This window comes from Solimonas aquatica, from assembly GCF_900111015.1.
GTDB classification, from domain to species: domain Bacteria; phylum Pseudomonadota; class Gammaproteobacteria; order Nevskiales; family Nevskiaceae; genus Solimonas; species Solimonas aquatica.
Window position 1 is genome coordinate 17,641 of the sequence record NZ_FOFS01000007.1, and the last position, 22,603, is coordinate 40,243.

At 66.7% G+C, this 22,603-nt stretch carries 21 protein-coding genes; 10 read left to right on the top strand and 11 right to left on the bottom strand.

The genetic code is table 11. The features are described from left to right. Positions 1-6: 6 nt before the first annotated feature. The 5 genes from BMY12_RS09615 to BMY12_RS09635 form a co-directional block, all read right to left on the bottom strand. A complete protein-coding gene (locus tag BMY12_RS09615; protein WP_093285184.1) occupies positions 7-1,566 on the bottom strand; it encodes an acyl-CoA synthetase in 1,560 nt (519 codons plus the stop codon). 36 nt (positions 1,567-1,602) lie between these two features. After that, positions 1,603-2,430, bottom strand: coding sequence for an SDR family NAD(P)-dependent oxidoreductase (locus BMY12_RS09620; RefSeq protein ID WP_093285186.1), 828 nt, complete (start codon positions 2,428-2,430; stop codon positions 1,603-1,605). Between the two features lie 191 nt (positions 2,431-2,621). Beyond that, on the bottom strand, positions 2,622-3,029 hold the full coding sequence (locus BMY12_RS09625) for a MaoC family dehydratase (protein WP_093285189.1): 408 nt from the start codon (positions 3,027-3,029) through the stop codon (positions 2,622-2,624). 10 nt (positions 3,030-3,039) lie between these two features. After that, a complete protein-coding gene (locus BMY12_RS09630) occupies positions 3,040-3,483 on the bottom strand; it encodes a MaoC family dehydratase N-terminal domain-containing protein (RefSeq protein ID WP_093285192.1) in 444 nt (147 codons plus the stop codon). Positions 3,484-3,493: 10 nt separating this feature from the next. Continuing rightward, complete coding sequence (locus tag BMY12_RS09635; protein WP_093285195.1) at positions 3,494-4,678, bottom strand: lipid-transfer protein; 1,185 nt, start codon at positions 4,676-4,678, stop codon at positions 3,494-3,496. A gap of 113 nt (positions 4,679-4,791) precedes the next feature. On the opposite strand from BMY12_RS09635, the gene BMY12_RS09640 reads away from it, so the two are divergent. The 4 genes from BMY12_RS09640 (at position 4,792) to BMY12_RS09655 (ending at position 10,902) form a co-directional block, all read left to right on the top strand. Further along, on the top strand, positions 4,792-5,454 hold the full coding sequence (locus tag BMY12_RS09640; protein ID WP_218140151.1) for a TetR/AcrR family transcriptional regulator: 663 nt from the start codon (positions 4,792-4,794) through the stop codon (positions 5,452-5,454). 227 nt (positions 5,455-5,681) lie between these two features. Further along, positions 5,682-6,833 (top strand): acyl-CoA dehydrogenase family protein, encoded by a 1,152-nt coding sequence (locus BMY12_RS09645; RefSeq protein ID WP_093285198.1) that lies wholly within the window; start codon positions 5,682-5,684, stop codon positions 6,831-6,833. Positions 6,834-6,856: 23 nt separating this feature from the next. Then, positions 6,857-7,639 (top strand): SDR family oxidoreductase, encoded by a 783-nt coding sequence (locus BMY12_RS09650; protein WP_093285200.1) that lies wholly within the window; start codon positions 6,857-6,859, stop codon positions 7,637-7,639. Between the two features lie 452 nt (positions 7,640-8,091). Beyond that, positions 8,092-10,902, top strand: coding sequence for a LuxR C-terminal-related transcriptional regulator (locus tag BMY12_RS09655; RefSeq protein ID WP_093285203.1), 2,811 nt, complete (start codon positions 8,092-8,094; stop codon positions 10,900-10,902). Positions 10,903-11,148: 246 nt separating this feature from the next. Here BMY12_RS09655 and BMY12_RS09660 read toward each other — a convergent pair whose 3' ends face one another. Together BMY12_RS09660 and BMY12_RS09665 are read right to left on the bottom strand one after the other, a co-directional pair. After that, on the bottom strand, positions 11,149-11,328 hold the full coding sequence (locus tag BMY12_RS09660; protein WP_093285206.1) for a rubredoxin: 180 nt from the start codon (positions 11,326-11,328) through the stop codon (positions 11,149-11,151). Further along, positions 11,328-12,623, bottom strand: coding sequence for a cytochrome P450 (locus BMY12_RS09665; RefSeq protein ID WP_177188927.1), 1,296 nt, complete (start codon positions 12,621-12,623; stop codon positions 11,328-11,330). Before BMY12_RS09665 ends, BMY12_RS09660 begins: the two co-directional genes overlap by 1 nt. A 235-nt stretch (positions 12,624-12,858) precedes the next feature. Here BMY12_RS09665 and BMY12_RS09670 point away from each other — a divergent pair, with 235 nt between their 5' ends. Then, positions 12,859-13,548: a MerR family transcriptional regulator gene (locus BMY12_RS09670; protein WP_177188928.1), complete on the top strand. Its 690-nt coding sequence runs from the start codon at positions 12,859-12,861 to the stop codon at positions 13,546-13,548. Positions 13,549-13,763: 215 nt separating this feature from the next. Next, positions 13,764-13,889 carry a hypothetical protein gene (locus BMY12_RS20820; protein WP_281242414.1) on the top strand — a complete coding sequence of 42 codons (126 nt, stop codon included), beginning with the start codon at positions 13,764-13,766 and terminating at the stop codon, positions 13,887-13,889. Between the two features lie 40 nt (positions 13,890-13,929). Here the strand turns inward: BMY12_RS20820 and BMY12_RS09675 are convergent, their stop codons facing one another. Further along, the gene (locus tag BMY12_RS09675) at positions 13,930-14,730 is read right to left on the bottom strand and encodes an enoyl-CoA hydratase/isomerase family protein (protein WP_093285215.1); all 801 of its coding nucleotides are present in this window, start codon (positions 14,728-14,730) and stop codon (positions 13,930-13,932) included. A 187-nt stretch (positions 14,731-14,917) separates the two neighbouring features. On the opposite strand from BMY12_RS09675, the gene BMY12_RS09680 reads away from it, so the two are divergent. Beyond that, entirely contained in the window at positions 14,918-15,973 is a 1,056-nt protein-coding gene (locus BMY12_RS09680; RefSeq protein WP_093285217.1) for an aldo/keto reductase, read from the top strand. 7 nt (positions 15,974-15,980) lie between these two features. On the opposite strand, the gene BMY12_RS09685 is transcribed toward BMY12_RS09680, so the two are convergent. From BMY12_RS09685 to BMY12_RS09695, 3 genes are all read right to left on the bottom strand, one after another. Beyond that, positions 15,981-16,742 carry an SDR family NAD(P)-dependent oxidoreductase gene (locus BMY12_RS09685; RefSeq protein WP_093285220.1) on the bottom strand — a complete coding sequence of 254 codons (762 nt, stop codon included), beginning with the start codon at positions 16,740-16,742 and terminating at the stop codon, positions 15,981-15,983. Between the two features lie 122 nt (positions 16,743-16,864). After that, complete coding sequence (locus BMY12_RS09690; RefSeq protein ID WP_093285223.1) at positions 16,865-18,019, bottom strand: sulfotransferase family protein; 1,155 nt, start codon at positions 18,017-18,019, stop codon at positions 16,865-16,867. A 120-nt stretch (positions 18,020-18,139) separates the two neighbouring features. Beyond that, complete coding sequence (locus tag BMY12_RS09695) at positions 18,140-19,012, bottom strand: helix-turn-helix transcriptional regulator (protein ID WP_093285225.1); 873 nt, start codon at positions 19,010-19,012, stop codon at positions 18,140-18,142. Positions 19,013-19,328: 316 nt separating this feature from the next. Between BMY12_RS09695 and BMY12_RS09700 the strand changes: the two genes are divergently transcribed. From BMY12_RS09700 to BMY12_RS09710, 3 genes are read left to right on the top strand one after another with little or no spacing between them, the layout of a single operon-like run. Further along, positions 19,329-20,114 carry an SDR family NAD(P)-dependent oxidoreductase gene (locus tag BMY12_RS09700; RefSeq protein WP_093285228.1) on the top strand — a complete coding sequence of 262 codons (786 nt, stop codon included), beginning with the start codon at positions 19,329-19,331 and terminating at the stop codon, positions 20,112-20,114. 27 nt (positions 20,115-20,141) lie between these two features. Then, entirely contained in the window at positions 20,142-21,164 is a 1,023-nt protein-coding gene (locus tag BMY12_RS09705) for a zinc-dependent alcohol dehydrogenase (RefSeq protein WP_093285231.1), read from the top strand. Next, positions 21,161-22,414, top strand: a complete 1,254-nt coding sequence (locus tag BMY12_RS09710; RefSeq protein WP_093285233.1) for an MBL fold metallo-hydrolase — start codon at positions 21,161-21,163, stop codon at positions 22,412-22,414. Before BMY12_RS09705 ends, BMY12_RS09710 begins: the two co-directional genes overlap by 4 nt. The last annotated feature ends 189 nt before the right edge of the window (positions 22,415-22,603 follow it).

Sequence of the window (22,603 nt, forward strand, 5' to 3'; positions counted from 1 at the left end):
CGCGCTTCAGGACACGCGGCGGCTGTGTTGCTGCCAGAACGGCTCGCGCAGCTTGTTCTTCAGGACCTTGCCGGCGCCCGACAGCGGCAGCGCCTCGACGAACTGGAAGCTGCGCGGGCATTTGTAGTTGGCGATCAGCGTGTGGCAGTGCGCGCGCAGCTCATCCTCGCTGACGCTGGCGCCGGCCTTGAGCACCACCACCGCGTGCACCGCCTCGCCCCAGCGCGGATCGGGGATGCCGATCACCGCGCAGGTGGCCAGCGCCGGATGTCGGACCAGGGCGTTTTCCACTTCCACCGAATACACGTTCTCGCCGCCGGTGACGATCATGTCCTTCAGGCGGTCCACCACGAACACGAAGCCCTCGCTGTCCATGTAGCCCATGTCGCCGGTGTGCATCCAGCCGCCGCGCAGCGCCGCCGCGGTTTCCTTTTCCTTCTTCCAGTAGCCCTGCATGACGCTGGGACTGCACACGATGATCTCGCCGACCTCGCCACGCGGCAGTTCGCGGTCGTCTTCGGGATCGACGATGCGCACCTCGGTGCAGAAGGTGGCGCGACCGGCCGAACGCAGCTTGCCGGCCGGCCGGCCCTGCTCGCTGTGGTACCAGGGCGGCAGCACCGTGGCCACCGGCGCCAGCTCGGTCATGCCATAAGCCTGCACGAACTCCACGCCCGGCAGTCGTGCCATGGCGCGTTCGAGCAGCGCCTCGCTGATCGGCGAGGCGCCGTACATGAGGCTGCGCAGGCTGCTGAGCAGGTACTGATCGATCTGCGGCGAGTCGATCATCATCTGGATCATGGTCGGCACCAGCAGCGCGGCGCTGACCTGCTCGCGGTCGATGGTCTCCAGCGTCGCCTGCGGGGTGAAGGAGGGAATGAACACATGCCGCGAACCGCTGGCCAGCAGCGCGTTCATGAAGGCGCAGTCGGCGATGTGGAACATCGGTGCGGCATGCAGGCCCACGCAGCGGTCCTTGATCAGGCCTTCGCTCAGCAAGGTCAGCGCGTTCACGTAAAGGGCGCGCTGACTGAGCATCACGCCCTTGGGAAAGCCGGTGGTGCCGCCGGTGTAGAACACGCCGGCCAGGTCATCGCCATTGCGACGGGCGTCGGCCACCGGCGCCGACTGTTCGATCAGTGCCTCGTAGGACCGCATGCCGGCCGGTGTGGCCTCGTCGCCACAATAGATCAGCTCGCGCAGGCCCGGCGCCAGCCGGCGCAGTTCCGGCGCCATCGCTACGAAGGGATCGCCCAGCAGCAGCAGGCGGTTGTCGCTGTCCTCCAGCGAGTAGGCGATTTCCGCGGCACTCCAGCGGGTGTTGACCGGATTCACCACCGCGCCCGCCCAGTACACGGCGAGGAAATATTCCAGGTAGCGGTCGGAATTGGGCGAGAGAATGGCGACGCGGTCACCGGTCTTCACGCCCAGGCCCTGCAGTCCTCCGGCCAGACGCGCCACGCGCGAGGCCAGCTGCGCGAAGCTGTGGCGGCGCGTGCCGCAGACGGTGGCCAGGGCCTCGGGCTTCTGCTGCAGCGCGCGGTGCAGCCCTTGTGTCAGATACATCGCTTTCTCCTCGTTATGGTGCGACAGACGCCATTCTTATAGCGTGATGCCGCCACCGCAAACGATGGTCTGACCGCTGATGTAGTCCGCTTCCGGGGTGCACAGCAGATACACCGCGCCGGCGGCCTCGTCCGGCGTGCCGCTGCGGCCCAGGGGGATGTTGCGCTCCAGGGCCTTGGCCAGCTCCGGGTTCACGCCGACCTTGATGCTGCGGCCCTCGATGTTCACCGTGGCATTGCTGTCGGCGGTGGCCTCGGTGAGGCGGGTGCTGATGAAGCCGAAGGCCACGCAGTTGACGTTGACCTTCATGCGGCCCCATTCCTTGGCCAGGGTCATGGTCATGCCGACGATGCCGGCCTTGGCCGTGGAATAGTTGGCCTGCCCGGCATTGCCGCCCAGGCCCGCCACCGAGGAGATGTTGACCACCTTGCGGTGCACGATGCGCCCGGCCTCGCTCTCGGCCTTGTTCAGCGCGCGGATCACCGGCTGCGCGGCGCGCAGGATGCGAAACGGCGCGGTGAGATGCACATCGAGAATCGCGTACCACTGCTCGTCGGTCATTTTCTGGATCACGCTGTCCCAGGTGTAGCCGGCGTTGTTGATGATGATGTCCAGGCCGCGATAGCTGTCGGTGGCGGTCTTGACGAAGCGCTCGGCGAAGTCCGGCGCGGTGACGCTGCCGATGCAGGCCACCGCCTCGCCGCCGGCCGCGCGGATCTCTTCCACCACCGCCTGCGCCGGTTCGGCGTCCAGATCATTGATCACCAGCCGCGCGCCTTCGCTGGCGAGCTTGAGCGCGATGGCGCGACCGATGCCGCGCCCGGAACCTGAAACCAGTGCCACCTTGCCGTCCAGCTTTGCCATGTCCTGTCTCTGTCGTCTTTGCGGGGTTTAACAGCTTGTTGAAAAACGCCGTCCCTGGCGTTTTTCAGGTCGCTACGGAAAAGCGTGGTTTTCCTGCGCTCCCGGCCATCCAGCGCTGGCGCGCCGGATGGCCGTTGGCACCTCCCTGTGCCAAGCACAGCGTGCCGAACACTTCGTTTTTCAGCACGCCGTTAAATGGCGACCAGTGCGTCGCCGAGAATCTTGCTTTCGCCGTACTGATTGACGGCCTGCAACTCGATGCGCGCCAGGCGTTCGCCGTCACGTTCGAGGATTTCCGTCACCGTGCCGCCGCAGCGGATGCGGTGGCCCAGATGGGTGATGCCGGCGAAGCGCGCGTTGAAGGCGCGCAGCCGTGGTTGCGGCAGCCAGTTGCTGAGCAGCCGGCCCAGATAAGCCATCACCAGCATGCCGTGCGCGAAGACATCGGCCATGCCGGCCTTGCGCGCGAAGTCGATGTCGATGTGAATCGGGTTGTGATCGCCGGAAGCACCGGCGAACAGCGCCAGGGTGGTGCGCGTGATCGGCGGCAACTCCAGCGCCGGCAGCTGCAGGCCGATGTGAATCTCGGTAGCGGTCATGATGTTCTCTTTAGCTATTGCGCTGCACGATGACGCTGCGCAGATCGGCGATGTGGCGGCCATGCTGGTCGCTGACGCGGGTCTGCTTGACCACGAATTCCAGCAGGCCGTTTTTCTTGTCGTAGATGTCGGCGATCTGCGAATGGAAGCTCAGCACGTCGCCGGCACAGGCCGGTGCGTGATAAACGAAGGACTGTTCGCCGTGCAGGATGCGCGGCAGGCTCAGGCCCACCGTCCCGAACCAGGCGAAAGGCTCCGCCTGTTCGAGATCCAGGCTGAAAAGGAAGGTGGGCGGCACCGGCAGGGAACGATAGCCGGCCGCTTGCGCGGCCGACTCGTCGAGATAGATCGCCCGGGTTTCGCCGATGGCCTTGGCGAAGAAGCGCAGCCGGCCTTTCTCCACTTCCACCGTGTGCGCGGGCAGGCTCAGGCCGATATGGGCTTTGTCGAGCATGGCGCTGCGCTCAGGCCGACTGGTAGAGCGTGACCACGCAGGCGCCGCCCAGACCCAGGTTGTGCTGCAGTGCGGTGCGCGCGCCTTCCACCTGACGCTGCTCGGCGCTGCCGCGCAGCTGGTGGGTCAGCTCATAGCACTGCGCCAGGCCGGTGGCGCCGAGCGGATGGCCCTTGGACAGCAGGCCGCCGGAGGGATTGGTGACCACCTTGCCGCCGTAGGTGTTGCCGCCCTCGTCGACGAACTTCTGCGCGCCGCCTTCCGGGCACAGGCCCAGGGCTTCATACGTGATCAGCTCGTTGTGCGCGAAGCAGTCATGCAGTTCCACCACATCGAGGTCCTCGGGGCCGATGCCGGCTTCCTGGTAGACCTGCTGCGCGGCTGCCTTGGCCATGTCGTAACCCACCAGCTGCATCATGTCGTGGGCTTCGAAGGTGCTGCAAAAATCCGTGGTCATGGCCTGCGCGGCGATGTGGACCTTGGTGTTGAGGCCGCGGGCCTTGGCGAAGTCTTCGGAGACCAGCACCGCCGCTGCCGCGCCGCAGGTGGGCGGACAGGCCATCAGGCGCGTCATCACGCCCGGCCACATCACCGGCGCGTTCAGCACGTCCTCGGCACTGATCACATTGCGAAACAGCGCCAGGGGATTGTTGGCGGCGTGACGGCTGGCCTTGGCGCGGATCTTGGCGAAGGTTTCCAGCGGCGTGCCGTACTTCTTCATGTGGCTGAGACCCGCGCCACCGAAATAGCGCAGCGCCAGCGGCACCTCGGGCATGCCGACCAGGGCATCGGTCTCGCGGTCGAAATCATCGAAGGGGCTGGGGCGGTCCTTGAACACCGAACCCAGGGCCCCGGGATTCATCTGCTCGAAACCCAGCGCCAGCACGCAGTCGGCGACGCCGCTGGCGATGGCCTGACGCGCGAGAAACAGCGCGGTGGAGCCGGTCGAGCAGTTGTTGTTGACGTTGACGACCGGAATGCCGGTCATGCCGATCTGGTACACCGCCTTCTGGCCGGCGGTGGAATCGCCGTAGACATAACCCACATAAGCCTGCTGCAGATCGGCATAGGACAGACCGGCATCGGCCAGTGCCTGGCGTCCGGCGCTGGCGCCCATCTCGTGATAGGGGGCGCTGGCGCCGGGCTTGGTGAAGGGAATCATGCCGACACCGGAAACGTACACCTTGCGCGCCATTGCGAAGCTCCTTGGAAACGGGCGGAATTTGCGAAACGGGAATAGGTCATGCGACCTAGTTGTTAGGTTATCGGTCACTTGACCGGTTTGTCAACGCTGCCGATACTGCCGCGATGGACGCCATGCAGAAGCGGCAGGTCTCGGCGCGCACCCTGCGCCAGTCGCTAGCCAAGAAGAATTCCGAAACCACCGACAAAGGCCTGGAGCGAGCGCGCGCGATTCTCGATGCGGCGCGCGATATCTTCGCCAGCGAAGGCTTTGCGGCGCTGTCCATGCGCAGCGTCGCGGCGCGCGTCGGGGTCAGTCTCAGCACCGTGCAGCACTACTACCGCAGCAAGGAAGCGCTGCTGGAGGCGCTGCTGGTCTACACCCTGGAGTCGTATCAGGCGGCCATCGACCGCATCACCGGCGAGATGGCCGGCGCCTCGCGGCTGGAGCAGTTCGCGGCTGCTGTCGATGTGCTGATCGATGTGATCCGCGCGCCGCTGACGCGCGGGGTGTTCGTCGAAATCTGGGCGCTGGCCAACCGCCACGCCTATGCGGCGCGCATCGTCAAGGACATGCAGAACCGCGAGCGGCGCACGCTCTATCGCCTGATCCGTGGCCTGAACGAAGCGATCAGCGACAAGGAATACGAACAGCGCGCGGCCCTGATCGCGGCGCAGCTGGAAGGGGTGATGATGCGCGTGGCGCTGCGCGGTGTGCATCCGGCCGAGGCACAGCGTCTGGCGGCGGCGGCGCGCCAGAGTTTCATCCGCCTGGCCACAGAACCCTGAGGTCCGGCGCCGGTGGCGCCCATCCTTTAGTCCGGGGATTCGCTGATGAACTTGGGCAAGATGAAACCCAGCCGGCAGGCTGCAGGCGCCGGCTAGGTCAGGTGACCTATTATGGCCGGTTGACACGATGGACAGTCGCAGCGATTGCCATCGCGGTAACGGGCACTAGAAGGCGCATGCCAATAGCGCCGCCAATCTCTTCCAAATTTCAGGACCAAGTCTTGCCCATGACTCAGCTTGCTTATCGTTCGCCGTGGATGACGCAGGAACTCGAACTGCTGCGCGATTCGGCGCGGCGCTTCTTTGAAGCCGAAGCCGTACCGAATGAGGCGCGCTGGGCGCAGCAGAAGCATGTGGACCGCGAGTTCTGGCGCAAGGCCGGCGAGATGGGCCTGCTCTGCGCCGGCATTCCCGCCGAATACGGCGGCGGTGACGGCAGCTTCGCGCACGAGGCGGTGATTTTCGAGGAGCAGGGCCGCATCGCCTGCAGCAGCTTCGGCAATCATGTGCACAGCGGCATTGCCGCGCATTACATCGCCAGCTACGGCAATGAGGCGCAGAAGCGGCGCTGGCTGCCCAGGCTGGCCAGCGGCGAGATGATTTCCGGCATCGCCATGACCGAGCCGGGCGCCGGCTCCGATCTGCAGGGCATCAAGACCCGTGCGCTGCGCGAGGGTGATCATTACCGGGTGACGGGCGCCAAGACCTTCATCTCCAATGGCTATCTCGCCGATCTGCTGGTGCTGGTGGTGAAGACCGATCCGGCGCTGGGCGGCAAGGGCGTGTCGCTGCTGGTGGTGGAGACCGCGAACCTGCCGGGCTTTCGCCGTGGCCGGGTGCTCGACAAGGTGGGCATGCACGGGCAGGACACCTCCGAGCTGTTCTTCGACGACTCGCCGGTGCCGGTTGAAAACCTGCTCGGCAGCGAAGGCCAGGGCTTCGTGCAGCTCATGCAGCAGCTGCCGCGCGAGCGCCTGATCATCGCGCTGCAGGCGCAGGCCACCATCGAGCGCGCGGTGGCGCTGACGCAGGAATACGTGCGCGAGCGCAAGGCCTTCGGCAAGACCATCGGCGAATTCCAGAACACCCGCTTCTCGCTGGCCGAGTGTCACACCGAGGCGCGCATCGGCCGCGTGTTCGTGGATCACTGCATCACGCAGTTCCTCGCCGGCACGCTGGACAGCGCCACGGCCTCGATGGCCAAGTACTGGGTCACCGACAAGCAATGCGAGATCATCGATCGCTGCCTGCAGTTCTTCGGCGGCTACGGTTACATGAACGAGTATCCGATTGCGCGCATGTTCGCTGACGCCCGTGTGCAGAAGATCTACGGCGGCGCCAACGAAATCATGAAGGAACTGATCGCGCGCAGCATGTAAGCGCGGCGCCCGGGAGACAGGCGATGAATTTTGCAGGCAAGGTGGTGTTCGTTGCCGGCGGCACCAGCGGCATCAATTTCGGCGTCGCCGAAGCTTTCGCCCTCGCCGGCGCCAAGGTGGCGGTGCTGAGCCGTTCGCCGGAGAAGGTGGAAGCGGCGGTGGCAGCGCTGCGCCAGCACGGCGCCGAAGCCTGCGGCCATGCCGCCGATGTGCGTCAGTATGAGGCGGTGGCGGCGGCGATGGCGGACACCGCGGCGCGCTGGGGCGCGATCGACGTGCTGGTCTCGGGCGCCGCCGGCAATTTCGTGGCGCCGGCGCAGCAGCTCTCCGCCAATGGCTTCAAGACCGTGATCGACATCGATCTGCAGGGCTGCTTCAACGTGATGCGCGCGGCCTTCGCGCATCTGCGCAAGCCCGGCGCGGCGGTGGTCAACATCAGCGCTCCGCAATCCTGGCTGCCGACGCCGGGGCAGATTCACGTCTGCGCGGCCAAGGCCGGCATCGATCAGATCACGCGCACCGCCGCCATGGAATGGGGGCCGCTGGGCATCCGCGTCAACTCGATTGCGCCCGGCCCCATTGCCGATACCGAAGGCATGCGTCGCCTGGCGCCGACTCCGGAATCGGAACGCAGCTGGCGCGAGGCGGTGCCGCTGCGGCGCTGGGGCGCCAAGCAGGAGATCGCCAAGGCCGTGCAGTGGTTGTGCTCCGAGGACGCGGCTTACGTGACCGGCGTGCTGCTGCCCGTGGATGGCGGCTGGTCGCTGGGCGGGTCCAGCGCCATGGTGCAGGCACTGGGTGCCTGAAGCGTGCTGGCACGCGCCGATTCTGCCGCGGCACGGCGGCCTGCGAGCCGCCAGGCCGGGCCTCGGCGCCAGGATGCAGTCACCTGTCGCCGCTGGCGGCGGGCATCGATAAGCAGGAGGTTTTTCAGCATTTGGGGCCTGTTGACATTCACTTTGCCCGCTGCGACGGCGGCTGTTTTGGCGCAGGGCAAGGCGGCAGACGCGCCGCTTGGTGACTCCAAGCAAGCGGCTGCCAACGCCGCCCTGCGCCAAAACAGCCCCGTCCCTTCCGGGTTGCGCCAGAAATCGCGCCATGCGGCGTTGCGAAACTTGGCTTTGGAACCACCAAAGCCTGCGTTTCGCGCCTTGCCTGGCGCGATTTCTGGCAGCAACGCAGCGGACAAAGTGAGTGTCAACAGGCCCTAGGACGCGGACCCAAAAGACGTCCAATAAAACATGGAGGAAAAAACGTCATGCGCATCAAGGTGGATTATCGGCGTGGTGCGGAAGAGGCGGTGGGCGGCGGGCAGCAGAAGGTGAGGGTGCTGGGCGGCAACACGCTGGCGGCGCCGGCGCAGCCGCTGCCGCTGCCGTGGCTGCGACCGCCTTTGCTGGCGGTGCCGCCACAGCTGGACTTCGCGGTGGTGAAGACGCGTCTGATCACACAGGGCCCGGCGGCCGGCGGCGAGCCGCGCCGTCTGACCACGGTGATCGCCCCGGCCGGTTACGGCAAGACCGTGCTGCTGGCGCAGTGGTACGAGCAGGCGCTGGCGCGCGGCGAACAGGCCTGCTGGATCACGCCGGCGCAACAGGGTGCGCCGCTGGACAATCTGATCGAGGCGCTGGAGACCGCGCTGCAGGCCGACGCGGTGCAGGTTTCATCCTCGCGCGAGTGCCGTCATCTGGCGCAGCGCGTCGAGCGCTTGTGCATGCTCTTGCGCAATCGCCGTGCGGCTCTGAGCTTGTTCATTGACGGCTTCGAGCCTTGCTGCGGCCCGGAGGCCTCGGCCCTGCTGCAGCTGCTGCTCGCACAGTCGGCGAGCGTGCGCTGGGTGGTGGCCAGCCGCTACGAGCTGGCCATCGACTGCGTGGCGGCGCGCCTGGACGAGACCTTGCGCGAGCTTGGCGCGCAGGATCTGGCTTTCGATCCCGCCGAGATCCGCGCGCTGCTGGGCGAGGCGCTCTGCGCCGGGCTCGACGAGCAGCAGCTGCTCGACATCGCCGAGCTCAGCGAAGGCTGGCCGGCGGTGCTGCGTCTGCTGATGCGGCGTCTGGGCGAAGGGCAGTGTCCGTCCACCGTGCTCGAGCAGTTCGCCGCCGGCGATGAGGCGCTCGCGCAGCTGATGGGGCAGAAGGTGCTGGCGCCGCTGTCCGAGGCGCAGCATGCGCTGCTCATGGAGCTCTCGCTGCTGCCGCGGCTCAGCGGCAACCTGTCCGCGGCCATCGGCCTGCGCAGCGGCGCGCTGCAGAGTCTGGTGCATCTGCGTGCGCTGGGTTGCCCGATCATGTCGCTCGACGCCGGCGGACAGCAGTACCGCTTTCATCGCCTGTTCCAGGGCTTTCTGCAGCGACAGTCGGAGAGCGTGCTGGAGCCGGCGCGGCGGCGCGCGATTCTGCAGACCGCCGCAGGCTGGTTCGAGGCGCAGCGCCAGTGGCGCGAGGCGATCCGCGCCTATGTCGAGGCCGAGCAGCTGGGGCGCGCCGCGCAGCTGCTGGAGCGCTGCGCCGAACGTCTGGTGCGTGACCGCGGCGATCTCAAGACGGTCACCGACTGGGTGGATTTTTTCCGCGACAAGGGGCTGTCGGTCGGGCCGCTCACCGAGTTCTGGTATCTCTGGGCGCTGAGCTTCCGCCGTCGTCATGGCCTGTCGATCCATCAGAGCCGCGCCATCGAAGAGCGTCTGCGCGCCGCCTGTCGCAGCGAAGGAGCGTCGGGCGAGATTCAGGAGCTGTGCCGTTCGCTGCCGATCATCCGCGCCTGCTCGGAAATGTTCTCCGATCATCACCGTCTGGCGGTGGCCAGCGCCCAGCAATGGCTGCTGCACAATCCGGATGGCGATCCCTTCCACAATGCCACCGCCGCAGCGATTCAGAGTCTGGCGCTGGCCAACGATGGCTGTCTGGCCGAGGCGCGCGCGTCCATCCGCGCCGCACATGCGGCGGTGATGCAGACCAGCAGCTGCTATGGCAGTGCCTGGATCTGCATGATCGACGCCTACATCAAGATCCGCATGGGCGAATGCCGCGACGCGCGCGACGATGTGCGCGCCATGCTCACGACGCTGGAGCCGGAAATCGGCCTGGATGCTCCCATCGCCAGCACCCTGGCGCTGATCGGCGCCAAGGCCTCGCTGGATCTGGGTCTGGATTGCGAGGCGCGCCAGCTGCTGGCCCTGGGCATGCGCAACGCGCATGGCCACGGGCTGCTGGATCTGGTGGCCTGCGGGCTGGAAGTGGGCGTGCGACTGTCGATGGGCACGCCCGAGGAAGCGGCGCGCGCGCGGGTGCTGGACCGCATTGCCAGTGCGTATCCGGAGCGACTGTCGCTGATGCTCAGCTGCTATCGCATCCGCGCCCTGCTCAGCCTCAATCGCATCGAGGAAGCGATTCAGGAAGCCGACCGCGTGGTGCTGGATCACACCCGCGCGCCCACGCCGGGCGCCACCTACAGCCAGGCGTATCGCGCCCTGCACGCCGGCACGCAGCTGCAGCTGCGGGTGGCGCAGTGTGCTTTCGGCAAGGCGCTGCCGCTGTTCGAGGAGGAGCTGCGCGCGGCGCGTTCGGAGCTGCGCAGCGGCGATCTGGTGGAGCTGCTGCTGCAGATGACCTCGCTGAGTCTGATGCGCAACGATCGCGAAGGCGCACGACGTTATTTCCTGAAGGCGCTGCCGGTGGCGGCCAACTGCGGCCTGATCCGTCCGTTCCGCGATCAGGCGGTGGCGCTGGGCGGCCTGATCTCGGAGAGCCGGCCGCGCGACTGGACCTTCACCCGCGAAGAGGATCGCCGCTTCTTCATGGCGGTCTGCCGTGAGCTGCCGATCTCGCAGGACTGGCTCAAGGAAGAGATCGGCACGCCGGAAGGCTTGAGCGAGCCGCTGATCCAGCGCGAGATCGAGTTGCTGCGCCTGATCGAGACCGGGCAGTCGAATCATCAGCTGGCGGCGCGCCTGGATCTGTCGGTGCCGACCGTGAAGTGGCATCTGTACAACCTCTACCGCAAGCTCGGCGCCCGCAGCCGCTCGGCAGCGCTGGCGCGCGCACGCGTGCTCAATCTCCTGCGCTGAAGCCTCGCATTCGAAGGCCGAAGCCCCTGCCGCGAGGCAGGGGCTTTTTCTTTGCCCGTTTGGGGCCTGTGTGACGTTCACTTTGCCCGCTGCGCCAAAACCGCCCCGTCCCTTCGGGTTGCGCCAGAAATCGCGCCATGCGGCGTTGCGAAACTTGGCCTTGGCACCACCAAGGCCTGCGTTTCGCGCCTTGCCTGGCGCGATCTCTGGCAGCAACGCAGCGGGCAAAGTGAAGGTCAGCAGGCCCTATTGCGCCATCGGCGCGTACTGCGATTTGTCGGCGCCGCAGGCCGGACACAGCCAGTCGTCCGGCAGATCCTCCCAGCGCGTGCCGGGCGCGATGCCGTATTCCGGCAGGCCCAGCGCCTCATCGTAGATTTCGCCGCAGGCCAGGCACTGGTACTTTCGATAAGGCTGCGCGCGCATCAGTGCGCTCCCTGCGCGAGGCGGTAACGGATGGGCACCGACTTCGGCCCGCAGACGAATTCCGACTGCGCCATCTGCCCTTCACCGGCCATCTCCACCGCTTCCAGGCGTGGCAGCAGCTCTTCCCAGAGCACGCGCATTTCCAGACGCGCCAGATGCTGGCCCAGGCAGATGTGCGGGCCGTAGCCGAAACCGATGTGGCGGTTCGGCGAGCGCGTGGGATCGAAGGTGAAGGGGTCCTTGAAGACTTCTTCGTCGCGGTTGCCCGAGATGTAGGACAGATACAGCAGATCGCCTTTCCGGATCTGCTGGCCGCGCAGCACGTAGTCCTGTGTCGCGGAGCGCACGAACTGCTGCACCGGACTGGTCCAGCGGATGGTTTCCTCCACGAAGCCGGGAATCAGCGCGGGCTCGGCCTTGAGGCGACGCAGCAAGTCCGGATTTTCGGCCAGCACCCACATGCCGGTGGCGGTGGTCGCGGAGGTGGTGTCGTGGCCGGCGGTGGAGGCAATCACCAGATAGCTCACCATGTTGCGCTCGTTCATCGGGCAGCCGCCGACCTTGCCGTTGGCGATCACCGAGGCCAGATCCTCGCGCGGACACTTCTGGCGGTCGGCGATGATCGGCTCGTAGTAGTTCTTGAACTCCGAATACACGATGTCCCAGGTCTTGATGATCTCGGCCGGGTCGGTGAGGTTGGCGCCGGGGCGGCAGAGATCGGGATCGGCATAGGTGAACAGCCAGTGCGTCAGATCCAGCATCTTCTGGTGATCTTTCTGCGGCACGCCGATCAGGCTCAGCACCACCTCCGCCGGATACGGAAAGGCCAGTTCCGTGGCGAAGTCGGCGTTCTGGCCCTTGGCCAGGAAGGCCTCGATGTAGCGGCGCGCGGTCTCGCGCACCGGAGCCTCGTACTTGGCAATCGCCTGCGGATAGAAATGCTGCTGCGTCACCGCGCGATGCTCGGCGTGCTCCGGATCATCCATGTGCACCAGCGTCTTGAAGATCGTCGGCAGGCCGCCGGTGTACTGCCGCATCAGCTGCTCGGCCAGCTGTGAAGCCAGGGTCTTGGAGCGGTCGGCGCTGTGGAAGAGATGATCCTGGCGCGTGATCTCGCGGATGTCCTCGTACCGGGTGACGATCCAGTGCGGGTCATAGCCCGGCACCTCGGCGATCGCCAGCGGGTAGTCGCGGCGCAGGCGCGTGAAGATTTCATGCGCCGCGCCGCGCACGCCGAACGTGGCGGGATTGAAAACCGGCGCGACCAGCTCGGTGGGAATTCGTGGGGCACTCATTTGACTCTCCTCGGTATGAACGGCTGGGACTTGCCAGGGACGCGCCGCCCGGGGGGGCGGCGGCGTGCCGGTCCTGGGCTGCATCCCAATAATGCGTGTACTGTACACGCATTATTACGTGGATTGTCAACGTGAAAACGAGTGTCCCCGTCCCTGGCTTGCGCCGGGCTGGGAATCGGGTTGTGATTGCGCCCCCGAACGGGGGTGGCGACAGCAATCCGGAGATGCGGCAACGATGAAGATGCGGGACCTAGAGCAGCGCACGGGCGTGAATCGCGAGACCATCCGCATCTATCTCAAGCATGGCCTGATGCCGGAACCGCAGCGGCCCAAGCGCAATGTCGCCGACTACGGCGAGGAGCACGTCCGCGCCATCGAGGCGATCCGCGGCCTGCAGAAAAAAACCCGTCTGCCCCTGCATCTGATCAAGCGGGCGATGGAGGGCGACACCACGGTGATGCCGGCGGACGCCAGCGCCTTCCCGCATCTGGACAGCCTCATCGCCGCGCGCGCCGGTGTGGACGAAGCCCTGCTGCCCTTGTCCAGCCTCAGCGGGCGCTATCCGCGGGCCGAGACCGATGCGCGGGCGCTGGAGAAGGTGGGGGCGATCCGCCTCTTCCGCCGTGGCGGCAAGCTGCATCTGAGCCGCATCGATGCGCAGCTGGTCAGTCTCTGGGGTGATATGCGCAGCGCCGGCTTCACCGAGGAGCTGGGCTTTTATCCCGAGGTCTGCGAGCTGCATGTGAAGGCGGCCGAACAGCTGGCGCATGCCGAGCTGAAAATCTTTCTCCAGAACCTGCGCGGTCGCGGCTCCGAAGGCCAGGCCGCCGACATGGCGCAGGCGGCGCTGACCCTGCTGCTGAGTTTCTTCGGTCTCATCCGTACCAAGACCGTGATCGCCGATCTGCGCGGCCCGGCCGGCTGAAGAAACCCCCGCCGGCCTGCGCCGGCGCCTGCATTCCTGTCCGCGTGTTCAGCTGCGGCTCAGCCGGCGGATCGCGCCGCTCTTGATAATAGACAACACTGTTGATTACTATTGACTCAGGTCAAGGCCGGCGGGTGAATCCCCCGGCAAGCTTTCACCCAAGGCAGGCGCGAACGGCGCGCCGCCGGTGAACACCGCTACAGGAGTACATGTGCATGAACGCCTTCAATCTTCCCTATCAGGACATCCTGCTCGGCGCGCAGTTTCTGGGCGCTGTGGGTCTGATCGTGCTGGCGCTGTTCGCCGAAGCCCGCCTTGCGGCGCACGGCCGCACGCCCTGAAGGCCCCGCCCGCCGCGCGGCGCGGCGGGCCACGGCGGCTTCAGATGCCTTTGAACTGCGGCGGACGTTTTTCGGCGAAGGCCTGCGCCCCTTCCTTGAAGTCGCCGCTGAGCATGGCCACGGTCTGTACGTGGTTCTCCAGTTCCAGGGCCGCTTCCAGGCTGGGCGCGTCGAGGTTGCGCCACATCAGCTGCTTGGTGTGCTTTACCGAATAGGGGCTGTTGGCAGCAATCGCCAGCGCCGTCTGCAGGGCACTGTCCAACAGCGCGTCTTCGGCCACGCAGCGGCTGACCAGGCCGATGCTCAGCGCTTCCTCGGCCGCGACGGCGCGGCCGCTGAGCATGATTTCAAAGGCGCGACCGGCGCCGATCAGACGCGGCAGGTGATAGCTGATGCCGCATTCACCGGCCGACAGCCCGATCTTCACCGCGCCCACCAGAAAGTTCGCCGAGGCTGCGGCGATGCGCACGTCCGCCGCCAGCGCCAGACCAAAGCCGGCGCCCACTGCGGCGCCTTGCACGGCCGCGACGATGGGCTGCGGCAGACGGCGCAGTTGCGCGACGGTGCCGGCGAACAGTTCCTGCAGCGCCATCGCCTCTGTGGCATTGCGCGCGGCTTCCGCGCCGAACACCGAAGTCTTCAGGTCCAGGCCGGCGCAGAAACCGCGCCCTTGCCCGGCGAGCAGCAGCACACGGCAGTCGCGATCCTGTTCGAGCGCTTGCAGCTGCGCGCGCAGCTCGCGCACCGCCGCCAGGGTCAGGGCATTGCGCGCCTCGGGGCGATTGAGCTTGAGCAGCGCGATGCCGCTGGCGGGGCGTTCGAGTAGCACGCTGGGGTTCATGTCCTGATTCCTCGATGATCTGCAGTGCGCCAGACTGTAACCCAGGGCCGCGCGGCGGTTTGTTTCGCGTGTGGTTTCCAGATCTGCAAGAAAGCCAAGCCTGATCACCGCGACAGGCAAGCGCGGATCACGGCGCCTGCGTCCTGCCCTGCTAGAGTGCCGCGCAGATCAAAAGTGCGGAGCCCGCATGCAACTGGATGACTACCGCCTGCTGGGCCGTTCGGGTCTGCGCGTCTCGCCGCTGGCCCTGGGCACCATGAACTTCGCCGCTGCCGGCAGCTGGGCCGTGGATGAGGCGCCGGCGCGCGAGCTGCTGGCGGCGTACACCGAGGCCGGCGGCAACGCCCTGGACACCGCGAATTTCTACGGCGCCGGTGAATCCGAACGCCTGCTCGGCCGCTTGCTGGGCGCGCAGCGGCAGCGCTACGTGCTGGCCAGCAAGTATTCGCTGAGCATGAGTCCCGGCGACGCCAACGCCAGCGGCAATCAGCGCAAGAACATGCTGCGCTCGGTGGAAGACAGCCTGCGGCGCCTGAACACCGATTATCTCGATCTGTTCTATCTGCACATGTGGGATGGCTGCACGCCGGTGGAGGAAATCCTGCGTGCCTTCGATGATCTGGTGCGCGCCGGCAAGGTGCTCTACATCGGCCTGTCCGATACGCCGGCCTGGCAGGCCTCGCGCATGCAGGCCATCGCCGAGCTGCGCGGCTGGTCCAGCTTTGCGGCGCTGCAGATTCCCTACAACCTCACCGAGCGCACGGTGGAGCGCGAGCTGCTGCCGATGGCGCAGGAAATGGGGCTGGGCGTGCTGCCCTGGTCGCCGCTGGCCGGCGGCGTGCTGTCCGGCAAGTACGGCGCAAGGGATCTGAACCGTGCCAGTGCCGAATCCGGTTCACGACAGGCGATCAATCTCGCCACCGGACGGCTGAGCGAACGCAATCTGCGCATCGCCGCCGTGGTGCAGGCACGCGCCGCTGCGCTGGGCTGCACGGCCTCGCAGCTGGCGCTGGCCTGGACCCTGCACCATCCCGCCGTGGTCTCGCCGATCCTGGGTGTGCGCACTCTGGCGCAGTTGCAGGACAATCTCGCCGCGCTGCGCGTATCGCTGGACGCCGAAACCCTGAGCGCCCTGCAGGAGGTCAGCCGCATCGAGCCGGGCTTTCCGCATGAGCTGCTGGACACGGCCAGGCGCGGGCCGCTGTTCGGCAACATCAAGCTGCAGCCGCGGCGCGTGCCCTGAAGTCCGCTCAGAGCCGCCAGCCGCGCATGCGGTTGCCGGCGTCGCAGCTGATCAGCTCATTGGTGATGAAGCGCGCTTCCTCGCTGAGCAGGAACGCGGCCAGAGCCGCGATGTCGCTGGCTTCACCGTGCAGGGGCAGCAGTTGCTGGGCCTGCACGCGTGCATAGGTTTCCGCGGGCAGGCTGCCCTTTGAAGCCGGCGTGGCCATGATGCCGGGCGCGATGGCATTGACGCGGATGCCCTCGGCGGCGAATGCATTGGCCATGCCGTAATTGAGCGCGTTGAGTGTGGCCTTGCTGACGCCATAAGCCGTGGCCGGCGCATAACTGGCCATGGAGCTGATGTTGACGATCGCGCCGCGTGCACGCGCCAGTGCCGGGCGCAGCGCCTCGGCCAGCAGCAGGGGCGCGAGGCTGTTGACGGTGAGGAAGTGCTGCCACTTGGCCAGGCCCAGACCGGTGAAGCGATGCGCCACCTCCCCATAAGCCAGGCCGGCGTTGTTGATCAGGCCGTGCAGCGGCGCTGCGTCGGCGCAGACGCTGTCCGCCAAGGCGGCGATGCCGCTCTCCTGCGCCAGGTCCGCCACCACCGTGCGGCAGCAGACCTGCTGCTCCAGCAGGGTTTGCGCGCTGGCCTGCAGCCGCTCGCCGTTCACATCGCTGAGAATCAGCTCGGCGCCTTCCGAGGCCAGACGCTGCGCCATTGCCAGACCCAGCCCGCCGCCGGCGCCGGTGATGAGAATGATCTTGCCGGTGAAGCCTTGTCTCACGCTGCGGTCTCCGGATCAGAACCTGATGGCAGGGTTTCAAGAATCACGCAAAGGCGCAAGCAACGCAAAGACGCAGCCCGCCTGCCTGCCGCGAGGGCCGCGTCCCGCTTCTGGCGCGGCGATCAGCCTTCGCTTTCCACCGCGTAGCGCGACAGGTAACGCTCGAAACGTCCACGCAGGCCGTCCGGCGTCAGGCCATATTGCGCGAGCTTGTATTCGTGACGGCCGAACTTGTCCTGCGGATTGTCGTCGAGCCAGGCCTTCATGCTGGCCTCGGCCTGCGGCGTGAAGGCATCGCCCAGCGCCTGGTAGAGCTGGCGCATGGTCTCCAGCGGTCTGCGCATCAGATCTGCGTAGTGCACGTCGATGACGCGGTCCTCGCCCAGCCGCTCGCGTGCATCCATGATGCGTTCGGCGTGCAGCACGGCCTGGTACGAGCAGTTCTCGCCCAGCCACTGCGTATCGACGCGACCCATGAAGGCCTGATGCGAAAGCGAGATGAGGCTGCAGAAAGAGCCGGTGGCAGTGAGCGGATCACGATGCGTCCAGACCAGGCGCGCGTCCGGATACACCTTGAGCAGGGTTTCCAGCCACAGCGCATGCGAAGGCTGCTTCAGGTTCCACACGCCCGGCGCCTCGGCCTGCAGCAGCTGCAGGAAGCGCTTGTGGTACTGGTAGGTGGAAGTGAGATCGGCCTGGAACAGCCAGTCGCGATACTCGCGCAGCTTGCCGCGCGACTCCCAGATCAGAGCCTTGAAGTCGCTGTTGATGAAGAACATGCACTCGTTGGGATAGATCGCCGAGTTGCGGTAGTACTTGCCCATCTCCGGCCGCGCCGCGAGCATCTTGCGTTCCATCTCCAGACGCGCCAGCGCGCGCGGATCGCTGTACAGCTTGGCGCTGGTGGGCGGCGGTACCGGATCGTCGATCTCCCAGCTCAGCGGCGAGCGGCGCGCCGGATCGGCGGCCAGCAGATTGGACAGCAGCGTGGTGCCGGTGCGTGGCACACCGAACACGAACACCGGACGCGGCACCGGCCGCTGCAGCAGCTGCGGATGCTGGTCGAGATAGGCAGTGCTCTTCAGGCGGCTGGCCAGCGCCGCGACGATGCCGGACTTGATGCGCTCGGTGGCCGGCTCGGGACGTTCGTTGCGGTTGAGGTCGCGGATCAGCACCTCGAGACCTTCGCGGAAGCTGTCGCTGTCGAAGCGTGACAAACCGGTGTCGCGCTGCGCCTGTTCGATGAGTTGCGCGGCAATCAGGGGCTGGCTGCTCATGGCCTTGGATCTTGGTCTGGTCAATGCGGCGCTCATCTTCGACCGCCGTTCGCAGCCTTGGCAACGCGAATTGACGACGAGCGCCGGCCAGAGTGTTGCGGGCCGGCCCTGCGACGCTGCCTATTGCAGCGTCACGCGCAGACTCCGCTCGCGATACTGGCGCGGCGTCTGGCCGGTGGCGCGACGAAACGCATAGCAGAAGGCCGAAGGCGAGGCGAAGCCGAGTGTATAGGCGATGGCCTTGATGCTCTGCCGGCCGCTGAGCATCTGCTTGGCCTGCGCCACGCGGCTGACGGCCACGTGTTCGCCAATCGAGCAGCCCTGGCTGACGCGAAAGCCACGCGTGAGCTGGCGCACCGAGAGACCGCACAGCGCGGCCAGCTCGCCCAGGCTGGGCGCCTCGCGCGGTTCACGCAGGCGCTCCTCGATCAGGCGCAGGCGCCAGGCCGCCAGGCCGCCGCTGTCGCGATTCTCGTGGACATTGCGGCAGTAACGGCTCAGCTCGATGGCCAGTTGTGCGGTGATCAGCTCCACCATGGTGGTGCCGGCGAATCCGGGATGGCGCAGCTCCTCGGCCAGACGCAGCAGCAGCGCGCGCACATTGCTGTCGGCGATGTCGAGGCTGGCATCCAGACGCTGGCCGCGCCATTGCAGATCGCCATCGAACCACTGGCGAATCGGTTCGGGCCGCAGATGGCAGAGCAGCGAGGCCTGCGAGATGCCGCCGTCGCTGCGCGCCTGCAGCACTTCGCCGGCCGGCAGCATGAACACCTTGCCGAGCCGCTGAAAACGGTTCGGGCTCCAGTGATCGCGATAGCGTGCGCGGGCATTGTCCGGACGTGGCGTGAGGCACATGTCCAGCCAGTAGGTTTCGTCCGCACGCAGCTCGTTGTCCGCCGGCCCCACCATGTGGAACCGGACCAGTTCGACATCGGCGATGGGCACGCGCACTGCGGCGTCCACCGTCATGCTTTGTGTCGAGGGCTGATTCATCCTGCCCTTCTCCTCTCCTGCGGCGATGCGCCAATCTAAGCATCGGCTGGCGGGCCGCATACAGTGGGTATGTCCCGAAATCGTCAGTCTGGGCCGACATTCGACACTCTACAGCAGCGTCCCGGCAATCCGCGTCGGCACTGCGTCCAGAGGCAAGCCGGCTGTCGCTAGCGGCATCAGATCGACGGAGCATGTCCGCGTCCCGGCATTGCGGCCTGCCTTCGACATCCTTGGTGGTTGAGACGCATGGCGGCGCTGGCCGACACTGCCGCATCGGTTCGCCGGGACGCGTCCGGCGGCAGGCAAGGAGCGCTTCATGACACGAGGTTTGTTCGATCTGCACGGCAAGGTCACGGTGATCACCGGTGGCAACAGCGGGCTGGGGCTCGGTTTTGCGCGTGGCATCGCCAGGCAGGGCGGCGATCTGGAAATCTGGGCCCGCAATGCCGAGAGGAACGCTGCCGCGAAGAAAGAGCTGGAGGCTTACGGCGTGCGCGTGATCACGCGACAGGTGGATGTGGCGTCCGAGCCGCAGATCATCGCCGCCTATGCCGCGCTGCTGCAGGAATCCGGTCGTGTGGACTGCGTGATTGCCAATGCCGGTCTGCCGCCGCCGCGCACGCGCTCGATGCTGGAGCTGTCCACGCGGGAATATCTGGACTTCATCGACGTCAGCCTGCATGGCGCCTTCTACACCTTGCGCGAAGGCGCGCGGCTGATGGTGCAGCGTGCCGAAGCCGGCGAGCGCGGCGGTTCGCTGGTGTTCTGCGGCAGCCTGTCGATGTTCAAGGGCCTGCCGGGCAAGCCCTCGTATGCCGGCTCCAAGGGTGCGATGGGCGCCATCGTGCGCTCGATGGCCGCCGAGTTCGGCAAGTACGGCATCCGCGCCAACACCGTGGCGCCGGGCTACATCAAGACCGGCATGACCGGCGCGGGTGAGCTCAGCGATCTGGACAGGTTCATGATGGCCAAGAACGCCATTCCACGCCCCGGCTACATGGCCGACTTCGAAGGCATCGCCGCCTATCTGGCCAGCGATGCGTCCGCCTTCCATAGCGGCGACACCCTCACCATCGATGGCGGCAGCATGGTGATGATGTAGGCCGCGCGCAGCGCAAGGAGCGGAACGATGGGACATGTACTGAACATTCACGGCGTCAACGATGTGCGTCTGGACCCGTACGAGGCCCCCAAGCCCGGTGCCCGCGACGTGCTGGTGAAGGTGCGCGCCTGCGGCATCTGCGGCAGTGATCTGAGTTACATCAAGCTCGGCGGCATCCATCGCAAGCCCGATGGCGTGACGCCCATCGGCCACGAGGCCGCCGGTGAAATCGTGCAGCTGGGCGAGCAGGTGCAGGGTGTGAGCCTGGGCCAGCATGTGGTGATCAATCCGATGATGACGCCCAGCTACATCGGCAGCGGCGGCCCGGAAGGCGCGTTCACCGAAAACCTGCTGGTGCGGGACGCGCGCGTCGGCGACAGCCTGCTGCCGATTCCCGCCGATCTGCCGTTTGAGATCGGCGCGCTCACCGAGCCGCTGGCGGTGGCCCTGCACGGCGTCAATCGCGCGCAGGTGAAGGCCGGCGACAAGGTGGTGGTGTTCGGCTGCGGCCCCATCGGTCTGGGGATGGTGCTGTGGCTGGTGGATCGCGGCATCCGCGATGTGGTGGCGCTGGATCTCGCGCCCGAGCGTCTGGCGCGCGCCAAGGCCCTGGGCGCACGCGAGGCCCTGGACCCGACGAAGATCGATCTGCCCGCCAGGCTGCGCGAGCTGCACGGCAGCGCGCGCGTGTTCAGCCGCGAGGCGGTGGGCACCGATGCCTTCATCGATGCCGCCGGTGCGCCCAGCATCCTCTCCGACGTGGTGCGCATGGCCAAGTACCAGTCGCGCATGGTGGTGACCGCCGCTTACATGAAGCCGGTGCAGCTCGATCTGGGTGCGATGCTCACCACGGAGATGAGCATCACCACGGCCGTGGGCTATCCCACGGAAATGCCGGAGGTGATCGCCGCACTGCCGCGTCTGCGTGACCAGCTGGCGACGCTGATCAGTCATCGCTACGCCTTCGGCGATGTCATCGAAGCCTTGGGCGTGGCGGCCACGCCGGCTTCGGCCAAGGTGATGATCCACTTCGACGGCGCCGGCTCGTGAGCAAAAAGCCGGAAGCCGGCCAGCCGCTGCTCGCCTCGCTGGTGCAGGCCGGCAACAGCCAGACCCGGGCCGAGGCGATCAACGACTTCATCTACATGGTGAAGGACATCTCCAATGCCTATCTGCTGCAGACCGGCGATGGCGATCTGCTGGTCAACACCGGCTTCATGGACAACGCCGAGCGCAACAAGGCGCTGCTGGCAGCGCATCGCAGCGGGCCGCTGCGGCGCATCGTGCTCACGCAGGCGCATGCCGATCACTATGGTGGCGTGCCGGCCTTGCGCGAGCCAGACACACAGCTGCTGGCCGAGCGGCGCTTCGTCGAGACCTGGAACCACTTCGATCAGCTGGGGCCCTATCTGGGCCGGCGTTCGCGCAAGCTCTGGGCGGGCACCATCCAGCGCAGCGGCAATCCGCCGCCGCCACCGCGCGTGATACCGGATGTGACGGTCGACGGCCGTCTCGAATTCACGCAAGGGCAAAGGCGCTTCACGCTGATCTCCACGCCCGGCGGTGAATCGCTGTGCTCGCTGGTGGTCTGGCTGCCGGATGAGCGCATCGTGTTCACCGGCAACCTGTTCGGCCCGGTGTTTCTGGCCATGCCCAATCTGGTCACCCTGCGCGGCGACAAGCCGCGCCTGGTGGAAAACTATCTGCGCTCGCTGGACACGGTGCGGGCGCTGGGCGCCGAACTGCTGATCACCGGACACGGCGAGCCCATCCGCGGCGCCGACACCATCCGCGCTGCGCTCGACAAGATGCACGCCGCCGTGAGCCATGTGCGCGATGCGGTGATCGCCGCGATGAATGCCGGCCATGATGTGCACCGTCTCATGCGCGAGCTGCAACTGCCGCCGGAACTGCAGATCGGCGAATTCCACGGCAAGGTCTCCTGGGCGGCGCGCAGCATCTGGGAAGAACTCTCCGGCTGGTTTCATTACGACAGCACCACCTCGCTCTACGGCGAGCCGCGCAGCAGCGTGCATGCCGATCTGCTGGAGCTGGCCGGCGCCGAGGCGCTGGTGCAGCGCGCGCGGCAGAAGCTCGATGCGCGCCAGCCACTGCAGGCCCTGCATCTCACCGACATCGTGCTGGGCGTGCAGCCGGCGCAAGCGGCCGCGCTGAGCGTAAAGCGCGATGCACTGCAGGCGCTGCTCGAAGCCGGCGGCGGCACCAATCTCAGCGAGACCATGTGGCTCAAGTCGGAGATCGCCGCCAGCGAAGCGGCATTGGCAGCAGCCCGCAGCTAGCGGGGTGAGGCCAAAGCGCGGCCACGACCTTTGGCCGCTCGCTTCGAAACGACGCGGCTTTTTTTGCGCCCCCCGTCCGTGGCTGCGGAGCAGGCAAATGCCGCTACCGTCGCAGTCAATCGGCGCGGGTATGCGGGCATGCACAATCCAAGCGCTCATCAGTACAGGAGTCGGGCGGCCGCGCCAGCG